This window comes from Acinetobacter sp. YH12120 (assembly GCF_013418795.1).
GTDB lineage: Bacteria > Pseudomonadota > Gammaproteobacteria > Pseudomonadales > Moraxellaceae > Acinetobacter > Acinetobacter towneri.
Genome location: NZ_VPBI01000004.1, coordinates 87,952 through 103,340 on the forward strand (window position 1 = coordinate 87,952; position 15,389 = coordinate 103,340).

The 15,389-nt window shown below is 42.9% G+C and carries 16 protein-coding genes; all 16 read right to left on the reverse strand.

What is annotated here, in order from left to right:
- Positions 1-8 precede the first annotated feature (8 nt).
- The 16 genes from FTU58_RS04070 to FTU58_RS04145 all read right to left on the reverse strand — a co-directional run bounded on the left by FTU58_RS04070 (position 9) and on the right by FTU58_RS04145 (position 15,382).
- Positions 9-239 carry a hypothetical protein gene (locus FTU58_RS04070; RefSeq protein WP_004973696.1) on the reverse strand — a complete coding sequence of 77 codons (231 nt, stop codon included), beginning with the start codon at positions 237-239 and terminating at the stop codon, positions 9-11.
- Positions 232-2,310 (reverse strand): hypothetical protein, encoded by a 2,079-nt coding sequence (locus FTU58_RS04075; RefSeq protein ID WP_180062088.1) that lies wholly within the window; start codon positions 2,308-2,310, stop codon positions 232-234. The genes FTU58_RS04070 and FTU58_RS04075 overlap by 8 nt, the downstream gene beginning before the upstream one ends.
- A 17-nt stretch (positions 2,311-2,327) precedes the next feature.
- Positions 2,328-2,714 carry a hypothetical protein gene (locus tag FTU58_RS04080; protein WP_180062089.1) on the reverse strand — a complete coding sequence of 129 codons (387 nt, stop codon included), beginning with the start codon at positions 2,712-2,714 and terminating at the stop codon, positions 2,328-2,330.
- The gene (locus tag FTU58_RS04085) at positions 2,711-3,022 is read right to left on the reverse strand and encodes a hypothetical protein (RefSeq protein WP_180062090.1); all 312 of its coding nucleotides are present in this window, start codon (positions 3,020-3,022) and stop codon (positions 2,711-2,713) included. The genes FTU58_RS04080 and FTU58_RS04085 overlap by 4 nt, the downstream gene beginning before the upstream one ends.
- On the reverse strand, positions 3,019-4,311 hold the full coding sequence (locus tag FTU58_RS04090; protein WP_180062091.1) for a hypothetical protein: 1,293 nt from the start codon (positions 4,309-4,311) through the stop codon (positions 3,019-3,021). The genes FTU58_RS04085 and FTU58_RS04090 overlap by 4 nt, the downstream gene beginning before the upstream one ends.
- Before the next feature lie 55 nt (positions 4,312-4,366).
- Positions 4,367-5,983: a hypothetical protein gene (locus tag FTU58_RS04095; RefSeq protein WP_180062092.1), complete on the reverse strand. Its 1,617-nt coding sequence runs from the start codon at positions 5,981-5,983 to the stop codon at positions 4,367-4,369.
- Positions 5,984-5,994: 11 nt separating this feature from the next.
- On the reverse strand, positions 5,995-7,965 hold the full coding sequence (locus tag FTU58_RS04100) for a hypothetical protein (protein ID WP_180062093.1): 1,971 nt from the start codon (positions 7,963-7,965) through the stop codon (positions 5,995-5,997).
- Positions 7,965-8,366, reverse strand: a complete 402-nt coding sequence (locus FTU58_RS04105) for a hypothetical protein (protein ID WP_075315823.1) — start codon at positions 8,364-8,366, stop codon at positions 7,965-7,967. The genes FTU58_RS04100 and FTU58_RS04105 overlap by 1 nt, the downstream gene beginning before the upstream one ends.
- Positions 8,366-11,878, reverse strand: coding sequence for a tape measure protein (locus FTU58_RS04110; RefSeq protein WP_180062094.1), 3,513 nt, complete (start codon positions 11,876-11,878; stop codon positions 8,366-8,368). Before FTU58_RS04110 ends, FTU58_RS04105 begins: the two co-directional genes overlap by 1 nt.
- Positions 11,879-11,945: 67 nt before the next feature.
- Entirely contained in the window at positions 11,946-12,572 is a 627-nt protein-coding gene (locus FTU58_RS04115; protein WP_180062095.1) for a hypothetical protein, read from the reverse strand.
- Positions 12,569-12,856, reverse strand: a complete 288-nt coding sequence (locus FTU58_RS04120; protein WP_180062096.1) for a hypothetical protein — start codon at positions 12,854-12,856, stop codon at positions 12,569-12,571. Before FTU58_RS04120 ends, FTU58_RS04115 begins: the two co-directional genes overlap by 4 nt.
- A gap of 51 nt (positions 12,857-12,907) precedes the next feature.
- Positions 12,908-13,477 carry a hypothetical protein gene (locus tag FTU58_RS04125; RefSeq protein ID WP_180062097.1) on the reverse strand — a complete coding sequence of 190 codons (570 nt, stop codon included), beginning with the start codon at positions 13,475-13,477 and terminating at the stop codon, positions 12,908-12,910.
- Between the two features lie 72 nt (positions 13,478-13,549).
- A complete protein-coding gene (locus FTU58_RS04130) occupies positions 13,550-14,311 on the reverse strand; it encodes a hypothetical protein (protein WP_180062098.1) in 762 nt (253 codons plus the stop codon).
- A complete protein-coding gene (locus FTU58_RS04135; RefSeq protein ID WP_180061106.1) occupies positions 14,311-14,478 on the reverse strand; it encodes a hypothetical protein in 168 nt (55 codons plus the stop codon). Before FTU58_RS04135 ends, FTU58_RS04130 begins: the two co-directional genes overlap by 1 nt.
- 9 nt (positions 14,479-14,487) lie before the next feature.
- Positions 14,488-14,910, reverse strand: coding sequence for a hypothetical protein (locus FTU58_RS04140; RefSeq protein ID WP_180052050.1), 423 nt, complete (start codon positions 14,908-14,910; stop codon positions 14,488-14,490).
- The gene (locus FTU58_RS04145; RefSeq protein ID WP_180062099.1) at positions 14,885-15,382 is read right to left on the reverse strand and encodes a phage virion morphogenesis protein; all 498 of its coding nucleotides are present in this window, start codon (positions 15,380-15,382) and stop codon (positions 14,885-14,887) included. Before FTU58_RS04145 ends, FTU58_RS04140 begins: the two co-directional genes overlap by 26 nt.
- Between the last annotated feature and the right edge of the window lie 7 nt (positions 15,383-15,389).

A 15,389-nucleotide genomic window follows, 5' to 3' on the forward strand; every position in this document is an offset into this window, starting at 1 on the left:
TTAAATTTTCACACTTCAATCTGTACCACATCACCGCTTGCCGCCAAGCGTTTAATCTCCCCATCTGAAATGAAAACCGTTGAACCGACGTTGTAGCGAGTCGTACTGGTACACATAACCAAGCCCGACCCATCCACAACCAAAACTTTATAATTCGGATGATTCTCATGCGTGATTTGCCCCACAAATTCAGGCGCTTTTGGCATTAAATCAATCAACCGCTGCAGTGCATTACTCACGATTCACACGCTCCACTTTGACAGTTTGGTTCACCTTTGCATGGCTGAATGACACGCTGACACTTTCAACAATGCCCCACCACTGGGCATTAAATGCAAAAACTTCACCCGGTGCACATTCACTCACTTCTGCAGAAATCGGCATAGTTAATGTGTGTGTTTCAATCATGCCTGCTTTGGCCAACTTGGATTTACCGAATGCACCCATACTAACCACATCAAACAAAGGGTTGTTTTCAGGTGGCAATAGCACGTCTGCTGCTGTGCCTGTGCGTTTAACTTGCGCTTGCTTGCCTGTTCTATCGTTTGTAAGTGTGATGCCGTTGTAATCGGGATAAAGCTCATAGTCTGTGGACTGGCTTGTAACGAGTGAATCAGGCACTAAGCGGTCATAATCATCAACTGTGAGCGCATCCCAAAATGTCTTTTTATAAAGCGGTTTAATGGAGAGCGTATTACTGCCCTTTTCGCTATAAACAAAGCCACCGCCACTTTCTGCAATCAGTTTAATCGCAGCGATTGGCGCAAAGTTGGAATAACTTAAACTGTTGTTTGCTACGATCCAGCCTAGATCATCAATCAATTGCCAGTTCAGCACAGTATCGCTAAAAACACGGTCTAATTCAGCTTGAGCAAGTTGTACCGACGTGCGCTCATTCTCTTGTAAAAATGAACGCAAAGGTGCATACGGCGCATCAAGTAAAGCGGTTTGACTGCGACCTGTGAGTGTATAAGTAATATTGCCGAAATTGCGTGAACGTGTGCGATTCTCAAGTAGCATGTGATGCTCATGCCCATTGACCATAATTTTAAGAATTACAGGCTGTCCATTGATTGGCTCAAGCTTTGCAATTTCAGTATGTGGCACAGTTAAGCTATACGACCACGCCCAGCTACTGCGGTCAGTACGATAGTTGCCGTCATACACTAAAATTTCTGCACCATTATCAAGCCGTGTCACAGATAAACTATTCAAGATAAACCACCAGTTTTGATTTGGAATTGCGGGAATACAGTCATCAACCCCAAAGTTGAGAATGACGTTATGCGCATCGACTTCATTGCATAGACAAACGAAATTTAAATCGCCTGTGCCTTCATATTGCGGCAATTCAGGCTTTGGCCATGGTTGAATCGGATGCTTGCGATAATGAATCGCCTTGGCTTTCTCCCAAGCTAAATCGTCTGTTGTGACCAGCTCTAAGCCTTTGTCCCACTCAAACGTAAAATGCTTTTCAAAGACGTGTGCCACTTCATGTGAGTATGTGACCGTGCGACGCTTACGAATCATTTCGTGCCAGTCTGTGACTCGATTGATACGCAGCTTTAGCGTTTCATCAAATAAATAGCTCTGGTGAATGAATCGCTTGTCACCTGATTGCCATACCAAATACGCATCGGTCTGCAGATTAGTGGCTTTCTCATGTTCAATACGGACGGCTTGTGCGAGTGAGTTTGAACGATCAAACCCCGCCATAGCTTGCTGACTGAGCACCAAACCTTGGTCATAAAAAAGAGCCTCATTTGAGACTCTTAAAATTGGTTTTGCCCACGGTATTTCCGTGACACTTAAAGCTGCGATTGCCTTTTGATAACTGGTATCAAATGCATAAGACACACCGACGATGTGATTAATATCGAATACAGCATCAATTTGAAATTGAAATGCGGTATCTAAGGCAGTATCAATCGTGCAAAGGTTTTCAGTGAATTCAGCAACAATCTCAAAGCTAAAACTGGTGTTTAGGACGGTATCAATCTGCCCAATGACATCAATATTGTCTTTAAAGACTGCGACAACTTCAAAGCTGAATGCAGTATCCAGCACCGTGTCTATGACTGCAGTATTTACACCACTGTCGGCATAAATTGCAGTGACTTCAAAACGAAAATCAGTCGCTAAAACTGTATCAATGTCTGCAGATACATCATCCCCAAAGTTGAGATTAGTCGAGCCATCGGCTTGGTGCTCAAAATTGAGAATGATGTTGTGGCTGTCGGTATTTTCAGGCTTAAAGTTTAGGTTTAGGTTGTGCGCATCAACGGTGCCGAGCTTATTTTTAAAATCCACATGAGCACCCTTTTTAGTTAAGGTCTTAATTTGATGGACTGGATAAACAACGTGCCACCCACGACTAAATTGGTATTTGCTAAGCTGATATCAGTACCCACGGTTAGATCAGCAGCCACTTCGCCTGCACCGTTATATATCCGTGCCCAAGTGGCTGTACCAGTCTTAATAACCGAGCCTGTATCAGTAGGATGTAATTCAACATAAGTTGGCGTGGTTTCTTTAATGCAGGGTTCAGGAAAAACCAAAGTGACTAGAGCATTGTTTGAATCTGCTGCAATTGACGTATCAGCAGGCTGCACACCTTCATAAAAAGTAACGGTAGCGCTTTGGCTACCGTTATCCATAAATTCTGAAAAGGCTTGAATCATAGCAAGCCGAGCATTGACTGAAGTTTTACTCATTTTGGCACCACGTTATCTTGAATGACGGCGTTGAATTGCTGTTTTTGATCAAAAGCTACGACAAAGGTTTTTATATCTGTGTTTAAGCCTAAAAAACTATAATTTCCATTTTCATCAGGCCTTCTAATTGCTAATGGAAGTAAGGTTGCTTTGTCATATAGCACCACATTTGAATTAATGTAGGCTTGACCGAGTTTTTTTACCGACCCTTGGACTTTGGCAATTGTTTTTTTAAGACCAAAATTTTGTGACAAATCTCCACTAAACCATTTTGATGATGACATTACTTTTCGAGATACTGGTTTCATTCCAACTCCCCTAGATAAAAGTAAAAAGACCCTTTTGCACCATCTACAACCATTACACTATCGGCGATATACATGCTTGCACTTGCAAGAATGGGTGTTGCCTGATTGTCGTTTAATAACTTCCCACTGTAATACAAGTGAGGAACTGAGCCGCGCAAAACATTGTCACTGTCAAAAAATGGAATTTCTAGCGCAGGAACATCCGTCCCTAAGAACTTGTTTGAAGCGCCACTTTCATAGTCAATCATAATAGGCGTTGCCGCAATACTGCTTGCAAGGGAGAGTAACCCTTTCTGCTTAGTCACTGCAAATTTTGAAAAACGGTCTCCATAAGTGAATGGTAAAGACCCTTCAAAAGGGATGGATTTCACAGAGAAATCCATACTGGTTGAAGCAGGTAGGGAATGCTTGCTTGTAGCTAAAAACCAATGGGGAAATGCATATTCTATTGTTGCGTTATATCTGCCCAAACCATAGATCATTTTACGGTCAAACCCGTAAGCTGCTGCTACCAAAGAGTTTAAAAAATAAAAAGCATTTTTATCACCGATTAACGAGAAGTATCGGTTACCGTTTTCGGGTGTTTCTGTTTCTGCGGAAGAGTTATAGGCATCCTTGCTTCTAGCCCAATACCATCTTGACCATCCTCGAACACAAGCTGCACCTGTTCCTACAATCTTCCAGTTTTTTGAGGGGTCGGTCTGATCAAAAGGCAACTGCAGCACATCAGGATTTTCGTAATCATCAATATGTTCCATGTGCTCAAGTAAGCCAACCATGGCATATTTTGCATAAGTTGATGTATATACGCCTGTTGTACCATCTGGACTTGTTAAGCTTTCATCCACACGAATAAACGGATGCTGTGCCGTTGGATTTTTAGCACGATAAACACGCTTTACATCGTTTGTATCGCGAAAAATAATTTCATAACCCAGTGATGCTAGTTTTCCTGCGCCAACTGTTGTGATATTTGTTTCAACAATTGCAGCATGTGGTTTTAAAATCAGCTCGGTTGCGCTTGGTACGCCTTTGATTCTGTATTTCTGGTTGAGTGATGCGGGAGTAAAACCTGATAGCTCAACCACCTGAAACAACATGGCATTATGCGCTGCGTATAGTGTGATATGCACATCACCTTGAGCATCAATTGAAGCTGCTGTAATTTGAGTAAAATCAACGCCTGTCACCAAAGCTTTATCAAGCAAGCGAATCAAGTCACCCCAGTTACTGCCAAGGGTTAAGCCATTTAAGTGGCTAAAGTATTGAACATCTACATCTGTCGCCATTTTTATTCACTCATAAAAAAAAGACCGCATCAAGCGGCCATATTTGATTTAACTTTCAAACCACGCGGTCAATATCGCCACGCAGCATGATTTGGAATTGATCTGACATAACAGTTGGCTCAGATTGCTTCACTGTACGAATCACCCAGACTGGGAAATTTGCAGCAACGGTATTAAAGCGCAGCACGTTACCGTTTGCCCAACCTGCACCCCAGCCTTCTTTCTTCACTGTGAAATATGGCAAGCCAGTCACAGGGTTAATCGGTGCAAAATCTGCGTTCACACTACCCGTACCAATCTGACCTGAATATTCACCAACACAGCGGAAATTCGTGTTATCCGTGAAAATCAAAGCCCAGCGTTCCTGAATTGCACCTTTGTTTGTTACAGTAATTGGGTATAGCGCATCGTTATAGTTGGCTGAAATACCCGCACCTGTGGCTTCATCTGCCCATGCGTTATTCCACGTTTGCTGCACAAATTTTCGTGTGTAGCGCGATTGCATATCACCAATGACCAATGCCGAGCCCACAATCGTATCTGCTGCATCGTAGTTATGGGTTAAAGGCTTGGTAAAGGTCAGTTGTCCACTAATCTGCACATCACGAATTAAGCCCATATCTTGATAACGATACTTGGCCACAATCGGTGCAACCAATGTATTTAGTGAAAAATCACCGTTTAGCGTCACTTTGCCATAGTCATAATCAACTACATACATATCAAATGGAACTTTGGCACCTTGGCTGTCCTCAAGCTCACACCACGAAATGCGTTGATCGTTTAAATCGTAGGTTTGACCTGCAATATGACTCGGCAATTCCTGTGTTTTGCTTGAGCTGACGATACCAATGTCACCAACTCGGAAAATCGGCACACGGCCATCGAGAGGCAGACGTGTTGCAGACAAACCTAGAATTTCAGAATCAAGCGGGATATAGGTATAAGCAATTGCGTTATAACGCACCGATGAACCATCAATCCAAACTGGCACGTTAATGTATGTTTTGCCCGCTTCCTCGTATTCCATGCGCGCGTCGTACCAATCTTTGGCGATAATCTCAGCGCGGTTGGCTTCAGTAATTTCGGTTTTATCGTAGAAGTAAATATCCACAAAACCCGTGTCGTGATTGATCTTGCCGTGTGCAAGACTTGTTTCAATCACCCCGTTTTCGTCAGTGGTCAGTGTCAATTGACCATGCTCTAATGATGCTACAACCACAGTCAATGACTGCGGGCGTATTGGAATCACAGGAGTTCTAAAGCTGACTTGGTTCATCGGTGGCAAGTCGGTTGTTGTAGTGAGTGAATCCAAACGGACTGTGTTATCACCGTTTGGTGTCCATGACTCAATTTCAACTTTTCCTGTGCCGTATTGAATCAAACCCGATGCAATACCACTGTTATTTGATGGGTCTACATTGCGATATAGAATCCCATCACGATCTAAGAAAGTATCAGCGCCAACTCTAAAGCGTGCTGAGCCTGTCAAAATCTGCTCGTCATAACCCGATGATAGATCAAGCCGTAACTTATCAGCCACAGCTACCGTGGTGCTTGAATTAACACCTGAATCATCACGATATTTCACATTAATTGTGGTTTCGTTGTACGCCCGAAATACGTGGGTAGTTCCATTAATTTTAGACGTCACTGGAGAGTAAAAAGCCATTTAGATCACCTTTATGCAGACGCATAGGTTGCTGTAAATCGTGCCTCATACACATAGTTAAATGTCTTGTATGAAGCTATTGGTGTCACAATGCATTGACCTGTGTTGTAATCAATCGTGCCTTGAATATCGCCTGCATCGTTAATTAAATTACCCATATTGCCGCCTGTTGGGTCGTCTTTAAGATGCACAGTAAGCGTATTTAGACCTGATTGATCTGTCACTGGAATCTCTAAAACCACGCTACTTGGTTGAATGTTTGAACCTGTACCAATGGTAAACGTCAGTTGTTGGTTGGCATCGGGTATCGCTGACTTAGACTGGTCGAGCTGTGGGCCATAGTTATACGTGATATTGAATTGCGTATTTTTCTGCGGAAGCTTGCTTGGAATGATTCGACCTGTGCCTGTGGCGTAGTTGATATATCCTGCTGCATCACCTGTAAACATGCCTTTTGAGTTACTAGAGGCTGTTTTGGTTTCACCTTCTAATACCCAAGTCACAGTAATGCCTGTGGCAATACCTGTTTGCCCAAGATCAAAATCAAAGCCTGCTTTCTCTACAGGCAAACCCGCACGCACGAAAGTTGCAATTGGTGTGCCCCAGTGTGCCAAAATTGGCGTCTCAACATCAGGCAATGCACCTGTGGTTAGCAAGAATGAACCTGTTTCATAGTTAATCATGCCTGAGCCAAAGGAGCTGTGAACACCCTTTAACTGACCCGAACCATCATCTTTCAACTCGTAGAACTTGCCTTGTGACATATACGAAAGCGACAAACTACCAGGTGCAGGAATTGGAATTAATACGCCCGTCCAGTTGGTGCTTTGGCTGTTTTGCGTCACAGGAATGGCATAGCTTTGAAAATATTGTCTTGGCGCAGCAGCAGGCGTAAAAGTGATTTCTAATGTGGTTGAACCTGCACCCGCAGCAGAAGTCCATTGAATCAAGCCACGTTGATAATCAATTGTTCCGACCTGTATGCCCTGACTGTTTTTAAGCAAGCCACCCTGATCGCTAACAGGCTGACCAAACAGCGTAAACGCAATGCTTGACGGCATCACGCTTGAGCCTAAATACAAGTTTTGACTCACACCGACTGTAGTTGGAAAGTTAGCAGTAATGCTGCCATCATTACCAGGCACCAAAATAATGCTTTCGCCTGCCGCATTTACATCAATAATCGGGGTTTCAGTCTGTGCAGATGGAATCAACTGTGTGAACATGCTAGACGCATTAACAGTGAACTCACCCACTTGCGCATCCGATGCTAATTTTACCGATGCACAATATTCGCCTGTGTCAGCCACCAATGATTCACGAATGATGGTTTTAGACTGTGTGTTGCCACCGTACCACTGCCGTGCTGTTAGTCCGACAAAATCACGCTCAAGTGGGTCGTTGATGGTGTACGTGGCAATCTTGTATTCCACGTTTTTACCATCAACCACCATAATCGCAATGCGTGTTTCAACCTTAGTGATACGCACATATTGCTCAAATTCAAGTGCTTTGCCCTCATCGCTGACAAGTACAATGGTATCGCCAACGCTAGACTCAGCCTCTTGCAGGAACATCGCCACTTGCAACTGCTTCATGCCTTGCCAATGTGTATCTAATGGTGTGCCTGCAATCTGCCCACCTTTAGCCAAGTAATTTTCTACTCGGTTTTGGGCACTACGGCGTTCATCCGTCCAGTCTTTGGTACTGAACAACAATGCTGACACGTTTGGATCTTGCGGGTTTTCAGAGATGAATACCGTTGCACCCATGAGTGAATCTGTATCCTCAGTAATCACCGCTGGAAAGATTTTACGCATAGACACGTCGCCCATGGTTCGATCCATTTCAGACACGTCATTGAACAGGTTATTACTTTGGCCATCAATGATGACTTGACCTGAATACTTACCGCCACCATCGTCTGTGTCAGTTAATCGCTCTGATTTATAGAGCACCAAGTCTTTTGTTTCAATTGCCATTATTCGCTCCAAAATCTTAGCGTTAAACGCATCATTTCATCTGAACTGGTTGCTGGTGAACCCCACACGCTGACCGCTTCAAGTGCTGTATCTTGATGATTAAAAATCACATCAAATTGCCGATTGTCATGTGGCCATTCAAACTGCAATCGGAACTTCTCGCTTAAAGCCGACCATTCCTGTAGCTTGCGCACATCACTTAACTTTGCCCAACCACGATTGCTGTCGGGGGTTAAAGTGATAGGTCGAGCACCGACTTTGATGCCTTCCTGAATAATGGCCGCACCACTAATGGCACGCTCCACGGTTTGTTCTTTAGGCTTCCATTCAAATTCATCAGACCATAAAAAACCGTCTTCTAATGAGACGGTTTCAGATGTTGCTAAGCGTATTAATTTCATCACATTGCCTTTTTCAGCATTTCAAATTCACGCAAGATGCTTTCCATCATGTCTCCATCTTCCTGCGAGCCTTGCATTTCAAAGCGTTTGCCGCCTGATACAAACTCAAAGCGCACGTTTTTGGTTGGTGCGTCATTCTGCAGATCGCGGATTTTTGGTTCAGAAATATTAGGTGCATAGTCATTGACCTTTGGCGTGCTGCCCGTGCTTCTCACATCAAGATTACGCAGTAATTCATTAATCTTGTTGGTACCGTGCTGTGTCGTTAAGCCTTTCGCTGCAGCATTGTTAAACTCTTGCTCGATGAGTTTATTCATCGCCAAGTTGCCGCCTTTGCCGTATGCAGCAAATTTGGCATCACGATCTGTAGCCATGGCTTGTGACCAGATTGACCCTGCCAATTTCTTCGCCAGATCTTCACTGTATCCCATGCTTTTAATCTGAGAAATTACATCGTTCTTACTCATTGATTGATAGCCTGAGATAGCCGCGCTCAAACCTTTGGACTGACGTTTCATTTCTGCATCCCATTTCTGAGCCGCTTCCTGAGATGCCTTATTCCATGCGATTTGTGCTGCATTGGCTTCTTCGCGTGCAATCTTCCCTGCTTCACGATAACCATCACCAATACTGCGAGCAGATTCACGTACACGGTGGTTGGCTTCTGTCAAGTCATCCATTGCTTTAACAGAGGCTTTGCCTGTTTCGTCAATTTCGACGCGTAGGTCACGACCTGCACCTGCAGCATTAGCTGATGCAATCACTGCCTGATCACCAGATAGAGCAGCTGCTTGTGCTGCTTTTTCATAAGCCTTTTGGATGCCTTCTGCCGTAGCCTGACCACTATCACGGATAGTGATGTAATCCATTAACGCCTGTTGCGCAGAAAGTTTAAGATTCTCCTTGGTCTCAATCCCTAATCGCTTAAAAGCAGCCGTTACAGGATCAATATCATCTGGCAAACCTTGTGCTTGATTCTTAACTGCAATCAAACCTTGTTCAACCTGCGAAGTTGATAGCTTGCCTTGTTCACCAAACTGCTCAAGCTTGGCTTTGGCCATATCAATTTCAGCTTGGCTTTTGGCTGTTTCGAGCCATTTAAGCCATGCTTGGTAAGTCACGTCACCAGCCTGCTTCCCTTCTGCACCCAAGCCCTTTAAGCCAGCAACAAATGCATCGATTTGTTTTTCATTTTCACCAAATTTTTCAGAAACGCGATTAAGTGAAACATCTAAATCCAAACCTAGTGCTGCTGCGGCTTTGCGTGCTTTTTCCGTAGCATTGCTTTGCGCATCTGTAGCAACAACACCATCATCCATTGCTTTTACAATAGCTTTGCCTGTGCCATCAAACTCAAGTTTTAGACCCTGTGCTGCGAGATATGCCTCTTTCTCCTTACTGATTACTTTTGATGTCTGCTCATCCATCGTAATCATAGAGTCTATATATGCCTGAGCCGCTTCAATCTTAGCATCGGTAATCTTTTTACTTTCTGCTTGATATGCTTTTTCTTTGGCATCAAGATCAGCTAAACCCTTAACAGCAATATCTATTGCAGCCTGATTGCCTGACTTTCTGGCCTCATGTAGCTGCTGCTCTAGTTTAATGCGCTCATCACTAATGGCTTTATAGTCAGCACGATGCTTTTCCTCTTGAGTTTTTAATTCATCAAGGGTTTTTTGACTGTTAGCAATTCGCTCTTGGTTTTTTTCCTCATCTGTTTTACGAATATCCTCCAGTGCTGCAATCGTTGCTGACTTTGACTCTAAAGCAAGTCTATTTGCTTCTTTCGCATTTTTTTCAGCTTGTGCAAATAGGCGATCGGATGCATCTTGTGCTTGCTTTGCTAGTGTGTCGAAGCCGATAAAATCAAGCACCTTCGCCTGTAAAGCGGTTAGGCCGCCTGCTAGAAACTGCAGACCTGACAGTAAGAGTTTAAGCCCAATATTTAAACCAGTTGCAGCATCTGAAACCACACCTAAAGCTACACGAAACACATTAAACAATGTGGTTAAGCCGCTAACATTTTGCTGACCACTCAGCATGGCATTAAATAACGGCGAGATGGCATCAAGTGTAGAAGTGAACGCACTCCATGCTGTTTCAGCTATACCCGCCATGCTTTTGATTAGGTTTTTAACCACATCATAGGCATCAGATAGTGCTGATCGTATTGCATCAATAGTTGCAGGGTCAATTTCAGCTAATTTATCTCTAAACCACCCAATGCCATCTGCCACATCATCAAAGAATACTTTCAAAATTCCTAAGTTATCTGCAATGGTGGATAATGCTTCTGCCACAGCAGAGCTTGCACCATGCGCCTGATCCATCTCACCAATCAGTATCTGCCAAGATGTAGCAATTTTTTGTAAAGCATTACCAATGGTTGTTGGGAATTGGTCATAAGTTGATTGGACTTGTGCAGCTTGGCTTTGCAGTGCTTTCGCCACACGTTCAGAAGTTAGCTCTCCATTTTCAGCCATTTTTCGGAGTTCACCTGTAGTGACCCCCAAGCCTCTAGCTAATGCCTCAGCTAAGCCATAGCCGTTTTCCATAATTGAGTTAAATTCTTCACCACGCAAAACACCGCCTTGCATAGCTTGAATAAACTGGGTAATTGCCGCCTCACTGGCTTGAGCTGAACCACCACCAATCTGAATTGCTTGTGTAACAGTCTTGGTTAGGTCCAACGCTTGTTGCTGCGTCATACCCATTTCTTTACCGACTGCGTCAATACGAGTGAATAAGTCACCAGTCGCTTGAAGACTTGAATTAGTGGCTAAAGCAACCTGATGCACGCCAGCCATTGCTGATTCAAAGTTACCGCCATCTTTGGTGGCAATCTGAATGCGTGCAGAAAGTCCAGTGTATGCGTCAGCGGCTTCTGCTAATTCACGCAAACCTAGCCCAACACCCAAAGCAGCCATAGCACCAACAAGCGCATTAACTGCAAACTTAGCTCCATCTAAACCTTTTTTAGCCGATGCAGCCGCAGAATCTGTCTCTTTAAGTTGGGTATTCGCTCTACCTACTTCTGCCTGAAAGTCGTTAAATGCTTGGTCAGCCTGTTGAACTTCTTTTTCAAGTTGATCTACCTGGCGTTGTGCAACTTCAATGTCTGCAGGTGACGCATTGGAATTGGAAAACTCTTGCAGTTTTTGTTTAGCACTTGTTAAGTCAGCTTTTAATAGGTCTAAAGCCTTATGTGATTTGTTGCCAAAATCTGTGAAGTTGCCCGCAGTAGACTTTGCATTATCGCCTGCATTTTTAATGATTTCAGTGGCGCTGGATAATGATTTAGTTAAACCTGCAGCTAACTCACTTGTGCCTTTTGGGATGATATTTCCAAGCTCTTTTGCAGCTTCAGCGGAGCTTTGTTTTAATTTTTCAGATTCGGCTTTAATTGCTTCAAATACTGACTTTGCAACACTTTCAGATTGTTTTACACCGCTAACAAAACCTTTATTGTCAGCATCCATAATAAGTTTAAAAGTTAAATTTTTTGACATGCTGACCTCGAATTTTAGGTATTAAAAAACCCGCCAAAGTGACGGGTTGATTTTCAAAAAACTGCTATTAAAGAGCTTGTTTACACGCTGTGTATATCTCTAATGATGAAGCTAATTTATTATAATAATTAATTTTCTCTTCCGCTTGCTTCTTCCATAGCGATATATCGTTTTGCATAAAATACACATAGTTAAATATCGCTGAATCCATAGCTTCAAGTAGATCTTTTTTTGCAGGATCTAAACAGTCATAAAACTTCTCTTTCTGAAGACTTTCTCTAATTTTTCTCAGTTCAGTAACCTGATTCCCGAGAGCAACTCTAGCTGTAGAGCCTGCAATCAAATCAGCTCGTGACCAATTATTAGAAATGTCCATATACTTTTGAAGCATATCTTTTTTAAGTTGAGTTTCTTTAAGTTTTGCTTGTTGCTGCTGTTCAAAAGCCTGAGCTTGGTTTTGACTATTCAGTTTATCTTGTTCCGCTTTCAATGCTTTGGCTTTTTCAGCCTGCAAACGTCTCAGCTCAGCCTCTTTTTCATACAACATAGCATCTTCTTTTTGCTGCTCAAGTTTCTGCTGATGCGCAATTTCAGCCTGTTTTAAACGCTCTGCATCTGCTTTATTGCTTTCAGACATAAAATAAAAAGCGATAGCTATGACTGCTATCGCGGCTAATATACCGTATTTCATCATTCACGCTCCCAACCAATGCTATAGACTTTTCCATCTACAACAGTAATTTCGTAGCGTGCGTTATTCATGCGATATGTGTAAGTTGTGGCTTTGTGCGGCCAGCCTTTTCTATCATGGATTACGTGATTATATGATGACACTGGTCTACCTAAGGCTTCCATCATACGACCTTGTGAATGCCCCACTTCAACAATCATGGTACTGCCACGCACAGCATTGGTATATTCCAAGGCAAATACAGATGATGACGCCAGTAGAACTGCGGCGACTAAAAGCTTTTTCATAAAACACCCTCAAAATTTATATAATTTTCAGGCATTTTAACAACTGGTTAATCAATCAACAACTTTTAAATCTTCCATAAGTTTTTTAAATTCACGGTTTTGAGCATGTTGTGCTGAGCGCATTAAATTGACTTGTGACCGCATTTTTCTAAGCTCACTTCTTTGTGCGGCTTTTATATACTGCAAGTACGCACCGTATGACATATTCAAAATGTCATCGTGACGATGCCCAGACTCAATTAAATACTGGAACGAATCAAACCAAGTGCTTTTCTCATTACTTGGCTTACTGCCACGTTTAGGCTTTTCAGGCTTGAAATATGCTGTATTCACAGTCAATACAGCACGCAGCATGTCTAAAAATAAAGCCTGATCTTTTGCCACATCAAAAACACGGTCTGCTGTTAAATTGGTGGTCATGACGCAGGTTTGAATTACTTCAACCGTGTGAGCCTTAAATAACTCAATCAAAATTTCATCTGAATAATCTTTGTCTTTCAAATATTCTTTGACTGTTTCAGCATGTCTGCAGAATAGATCCAGTGACTTCACCTGAATCTGCTTTACTTCAATTTCGCCAATTTGAAACGTGCGATTATCTGCTAAGAAAAAATCATTCATGATGGAATCTCAAAAACAGGCACAAAAAAAGACGCTTGTACGTCGTGGAGTTTTCTTGTGCCTGTATAGGTTTTAAGGTGCTTGTACCGATGGAATCGTTACGATATGACCATACAACCCAAGCGCTGCATCACTTTGTTTTGAAACGTCTGACAACGCTTGACCTGAAATAGAGTATTGCCCTAATTCTTCATGAATCAGTGGGAATGTGGTTTCAGGTGACTTCTTAGTACGCCATAAACGAACTGCCATGTGCTCGCCAGTAGCCGTATTAATGCCTTTGAAAAACAGCTCGTATTCTGTTTCAAAGTCCGATGCTAGTGTTGTATGCGTTACTGCACCAGTAGTGTAGCTTGCCAAAAGTGGCATGGTGAGACCTGCAACATCGTTAAAAACAACCGTACCGAACTTTAAGTCCACTGTGTACTTTGTTGGGTCTACTGTAACCGCTGTTCCAGTTGTTGAATCCTTAAATGACACGGTAGACAAGTTATAACCGCCAAGCTTAATTTCCTGACCTGCCACCACAGTGCCAATATTTGCATCAGTAATGGTTTGAGTGGTCACTTCCGTGGTTTCACCAGAAACGATGTATTTCAGGTTTTCTTTATCCACTTTTTCAAGCTGACCAGAGAAGTTTACCGCTGTAGTTTGAACCATGGTGAAGTCAGTTGTACGCTTGCCTGTCATCGATTCAACATGCTCTAGCACTTCAGCACTGATTTCCAATTCAAACTCTGGTACGTTGCCCAGATGACGCATTGCACCTGCCACACCATTAGTGATTTTAGATAAATAAAACTCACCTTGTAGCGAAATGTATTGAGTGCTCATTATTTAGCATCTCCCGTAGTTTTCTTTGTTGTTGCAGCTGTGGTTTTCACTTCTTGAATGACACCATCAGCAACTAATTTTTTGATCTGATCTTCATTCAGACCACCGACCAATTCGCCAACCTGAAAGCGACCTACAGGCTTTAAGGCTTTATATTGTTTCGCCATGTATGGCTCCTAGATAAACTTTTCAGATTCAAAAATAATGGTGATGTATGCAAAACTTGAGCTATATCCATCACGCACAGACAAAAACCGCAATGGAATACGCGAAGATGATGGCTTCCATCCCGCCAAAAGCTGAATGACTTTTTCAGTCAATGCGCCCGCCTCATCTGCTACAGCACTACCATCATTTAACTGTGATTGCGCATTGCGACATGCAACCGTAACCGACCATTGCTGACCGATCTGATTCAACTTGCTGTTGCCTTTGGAGTCTTTCAGGTCGATACGCACAAAGTTCACATGGGCAGATGGTGTGACCTGTGACATTTCAGTCACGTTTACCGAATTAAGTGGTGTATAAATTTTCCGTAGTTCTGGAATTTCATCCAATTTTTCGGCAATTTCATCACGCACCGCGAAGAATGTAGTCATCTATAAAACTCCCAACAATATCTAAGACTGTCGCCTCATCTTCTGAGTTAATACCAAGAAAAGTACGAGAAGGAATATTCACCTCTTTTACCTTTCGATATTGTCCTGCCACTGCAAACGTAATGTACTGACCGTTCTTAGGGATGATATGAGCGCCATAATGAAAAACATGCGCATAGGTTTGATTAGCACCCCACTCTACGCCATTGTTCAGGACGTTGTAGCTCATACCATTGAGTAAATGTCCATCATTACGTCCTGTCTCCCCACCTTGCAAACGGGCACGCCATGACACCTTCCACGGGTTACCATCAACATCACGCTGATACTGAAATCGCTTTCTTGTCGCATAAAGCATGCTATCGCCAATGTCGTTAAACATCTCTGACTTATCAGCATCGAACTGATTTAAGTGTGCAAAGATCGCCTCAATAGGTGAGCTATCAGCTTTAATCGTGATTGCAAATGCCACACACACC

Bases quoted from the DNA above. Each gene is read 5' to 3' on its own strand.
- FTU58_RS04105 (WP_075315823.1), bottom strand. From the start codon at position 8,366: ATGAAATTAATACGCTTAGCAACATCTGAAACCGTCTCATTAGAAGAC.
- FTU58_RS04120 (WP_180062096.1), bottom strand. From the start codon at position 12,856: ATGAAAAAGCTTTTAGTCGCCGCAGTTCTACTGGCGTCATCATCTGTA.
- FTU58_RS04090 (WP_180062091.1), bottom strand. From the start codon at position 4,311: ATGGCGACAGATGTAGATGTTCAATACTTTAGCCACTTAAATGGCTTA.
- FTU58_RS04135 (WP_180061106.1), bottom strand. From the start codon at position 14,478: ATGGCGAAACAATATAAAGCCTTAAAGCCTGTAGGTCGCTTTCAGGTT.
- FTU58_RS04095 (WP_180062092.1), bottom strand. From the start codon at position 5,983: ATGGCTTTTTACTCTCCAGTGACGTCTAAAATTAATGGAACTACCCAC.
- FTU58_RS04085 (WP_180062090.1), bottom strand. From the start codon at position 3,022: ATGAAACCAGTATCTCGAAAAGTAATGTCATCATCAAAATGGTTTAGT.
- FTU58_RS04110 (WP_180062094.1), bottom strand. From the start codon at position 11,878: ATGTCAAAAAATTTAACTTTTAAACTTATTATGGATGCTGACAATAAA.
- FTU58_RS04080 (WP_180062089.1), bottom strand. From the start codon at position 2,714: ATGAGTAAAACTTCAGTCAATGCTCGGCTTGCTATGATTCAAGCCTTT.
- FTU58_RS04140 (WP_180052050.1), bottom strand. From the start codon at position 14,910: ATGACTACATTCTTCGCGGTGCGTGATGAAATTGCCGAAAAATTGGAT.
- FTU58_RS04125 (WP_180062097.1), bottom strand. From the start codon at position 13,477: ATGAATGATTTTTTCTTAGCAGATAATCGCACGTTTCAAATTGGCGAA.
- FTU58_RS04130 (WP_180062098.1), bottom strand. From the start codon at position 14,311: ATGAGCACTCAATACATTTCGCTACAAGGTGAGTTTTATTTATCTAAA.
- FTU58_RS04115 (WP_180062095.1), bottom strand. From the start codon at position 12,572: ATGATGAAATACGGTATATTAGCCGCGATAGCAGTCATAGCTATCGCT.
- FTU58_RS04100 (WP_180062093.1), bottom strand. From the start codon at position 7,965: ATGGCAATTGAAACAAAAGACTTGGTGCTCTATAAATCAGAGCGATTA.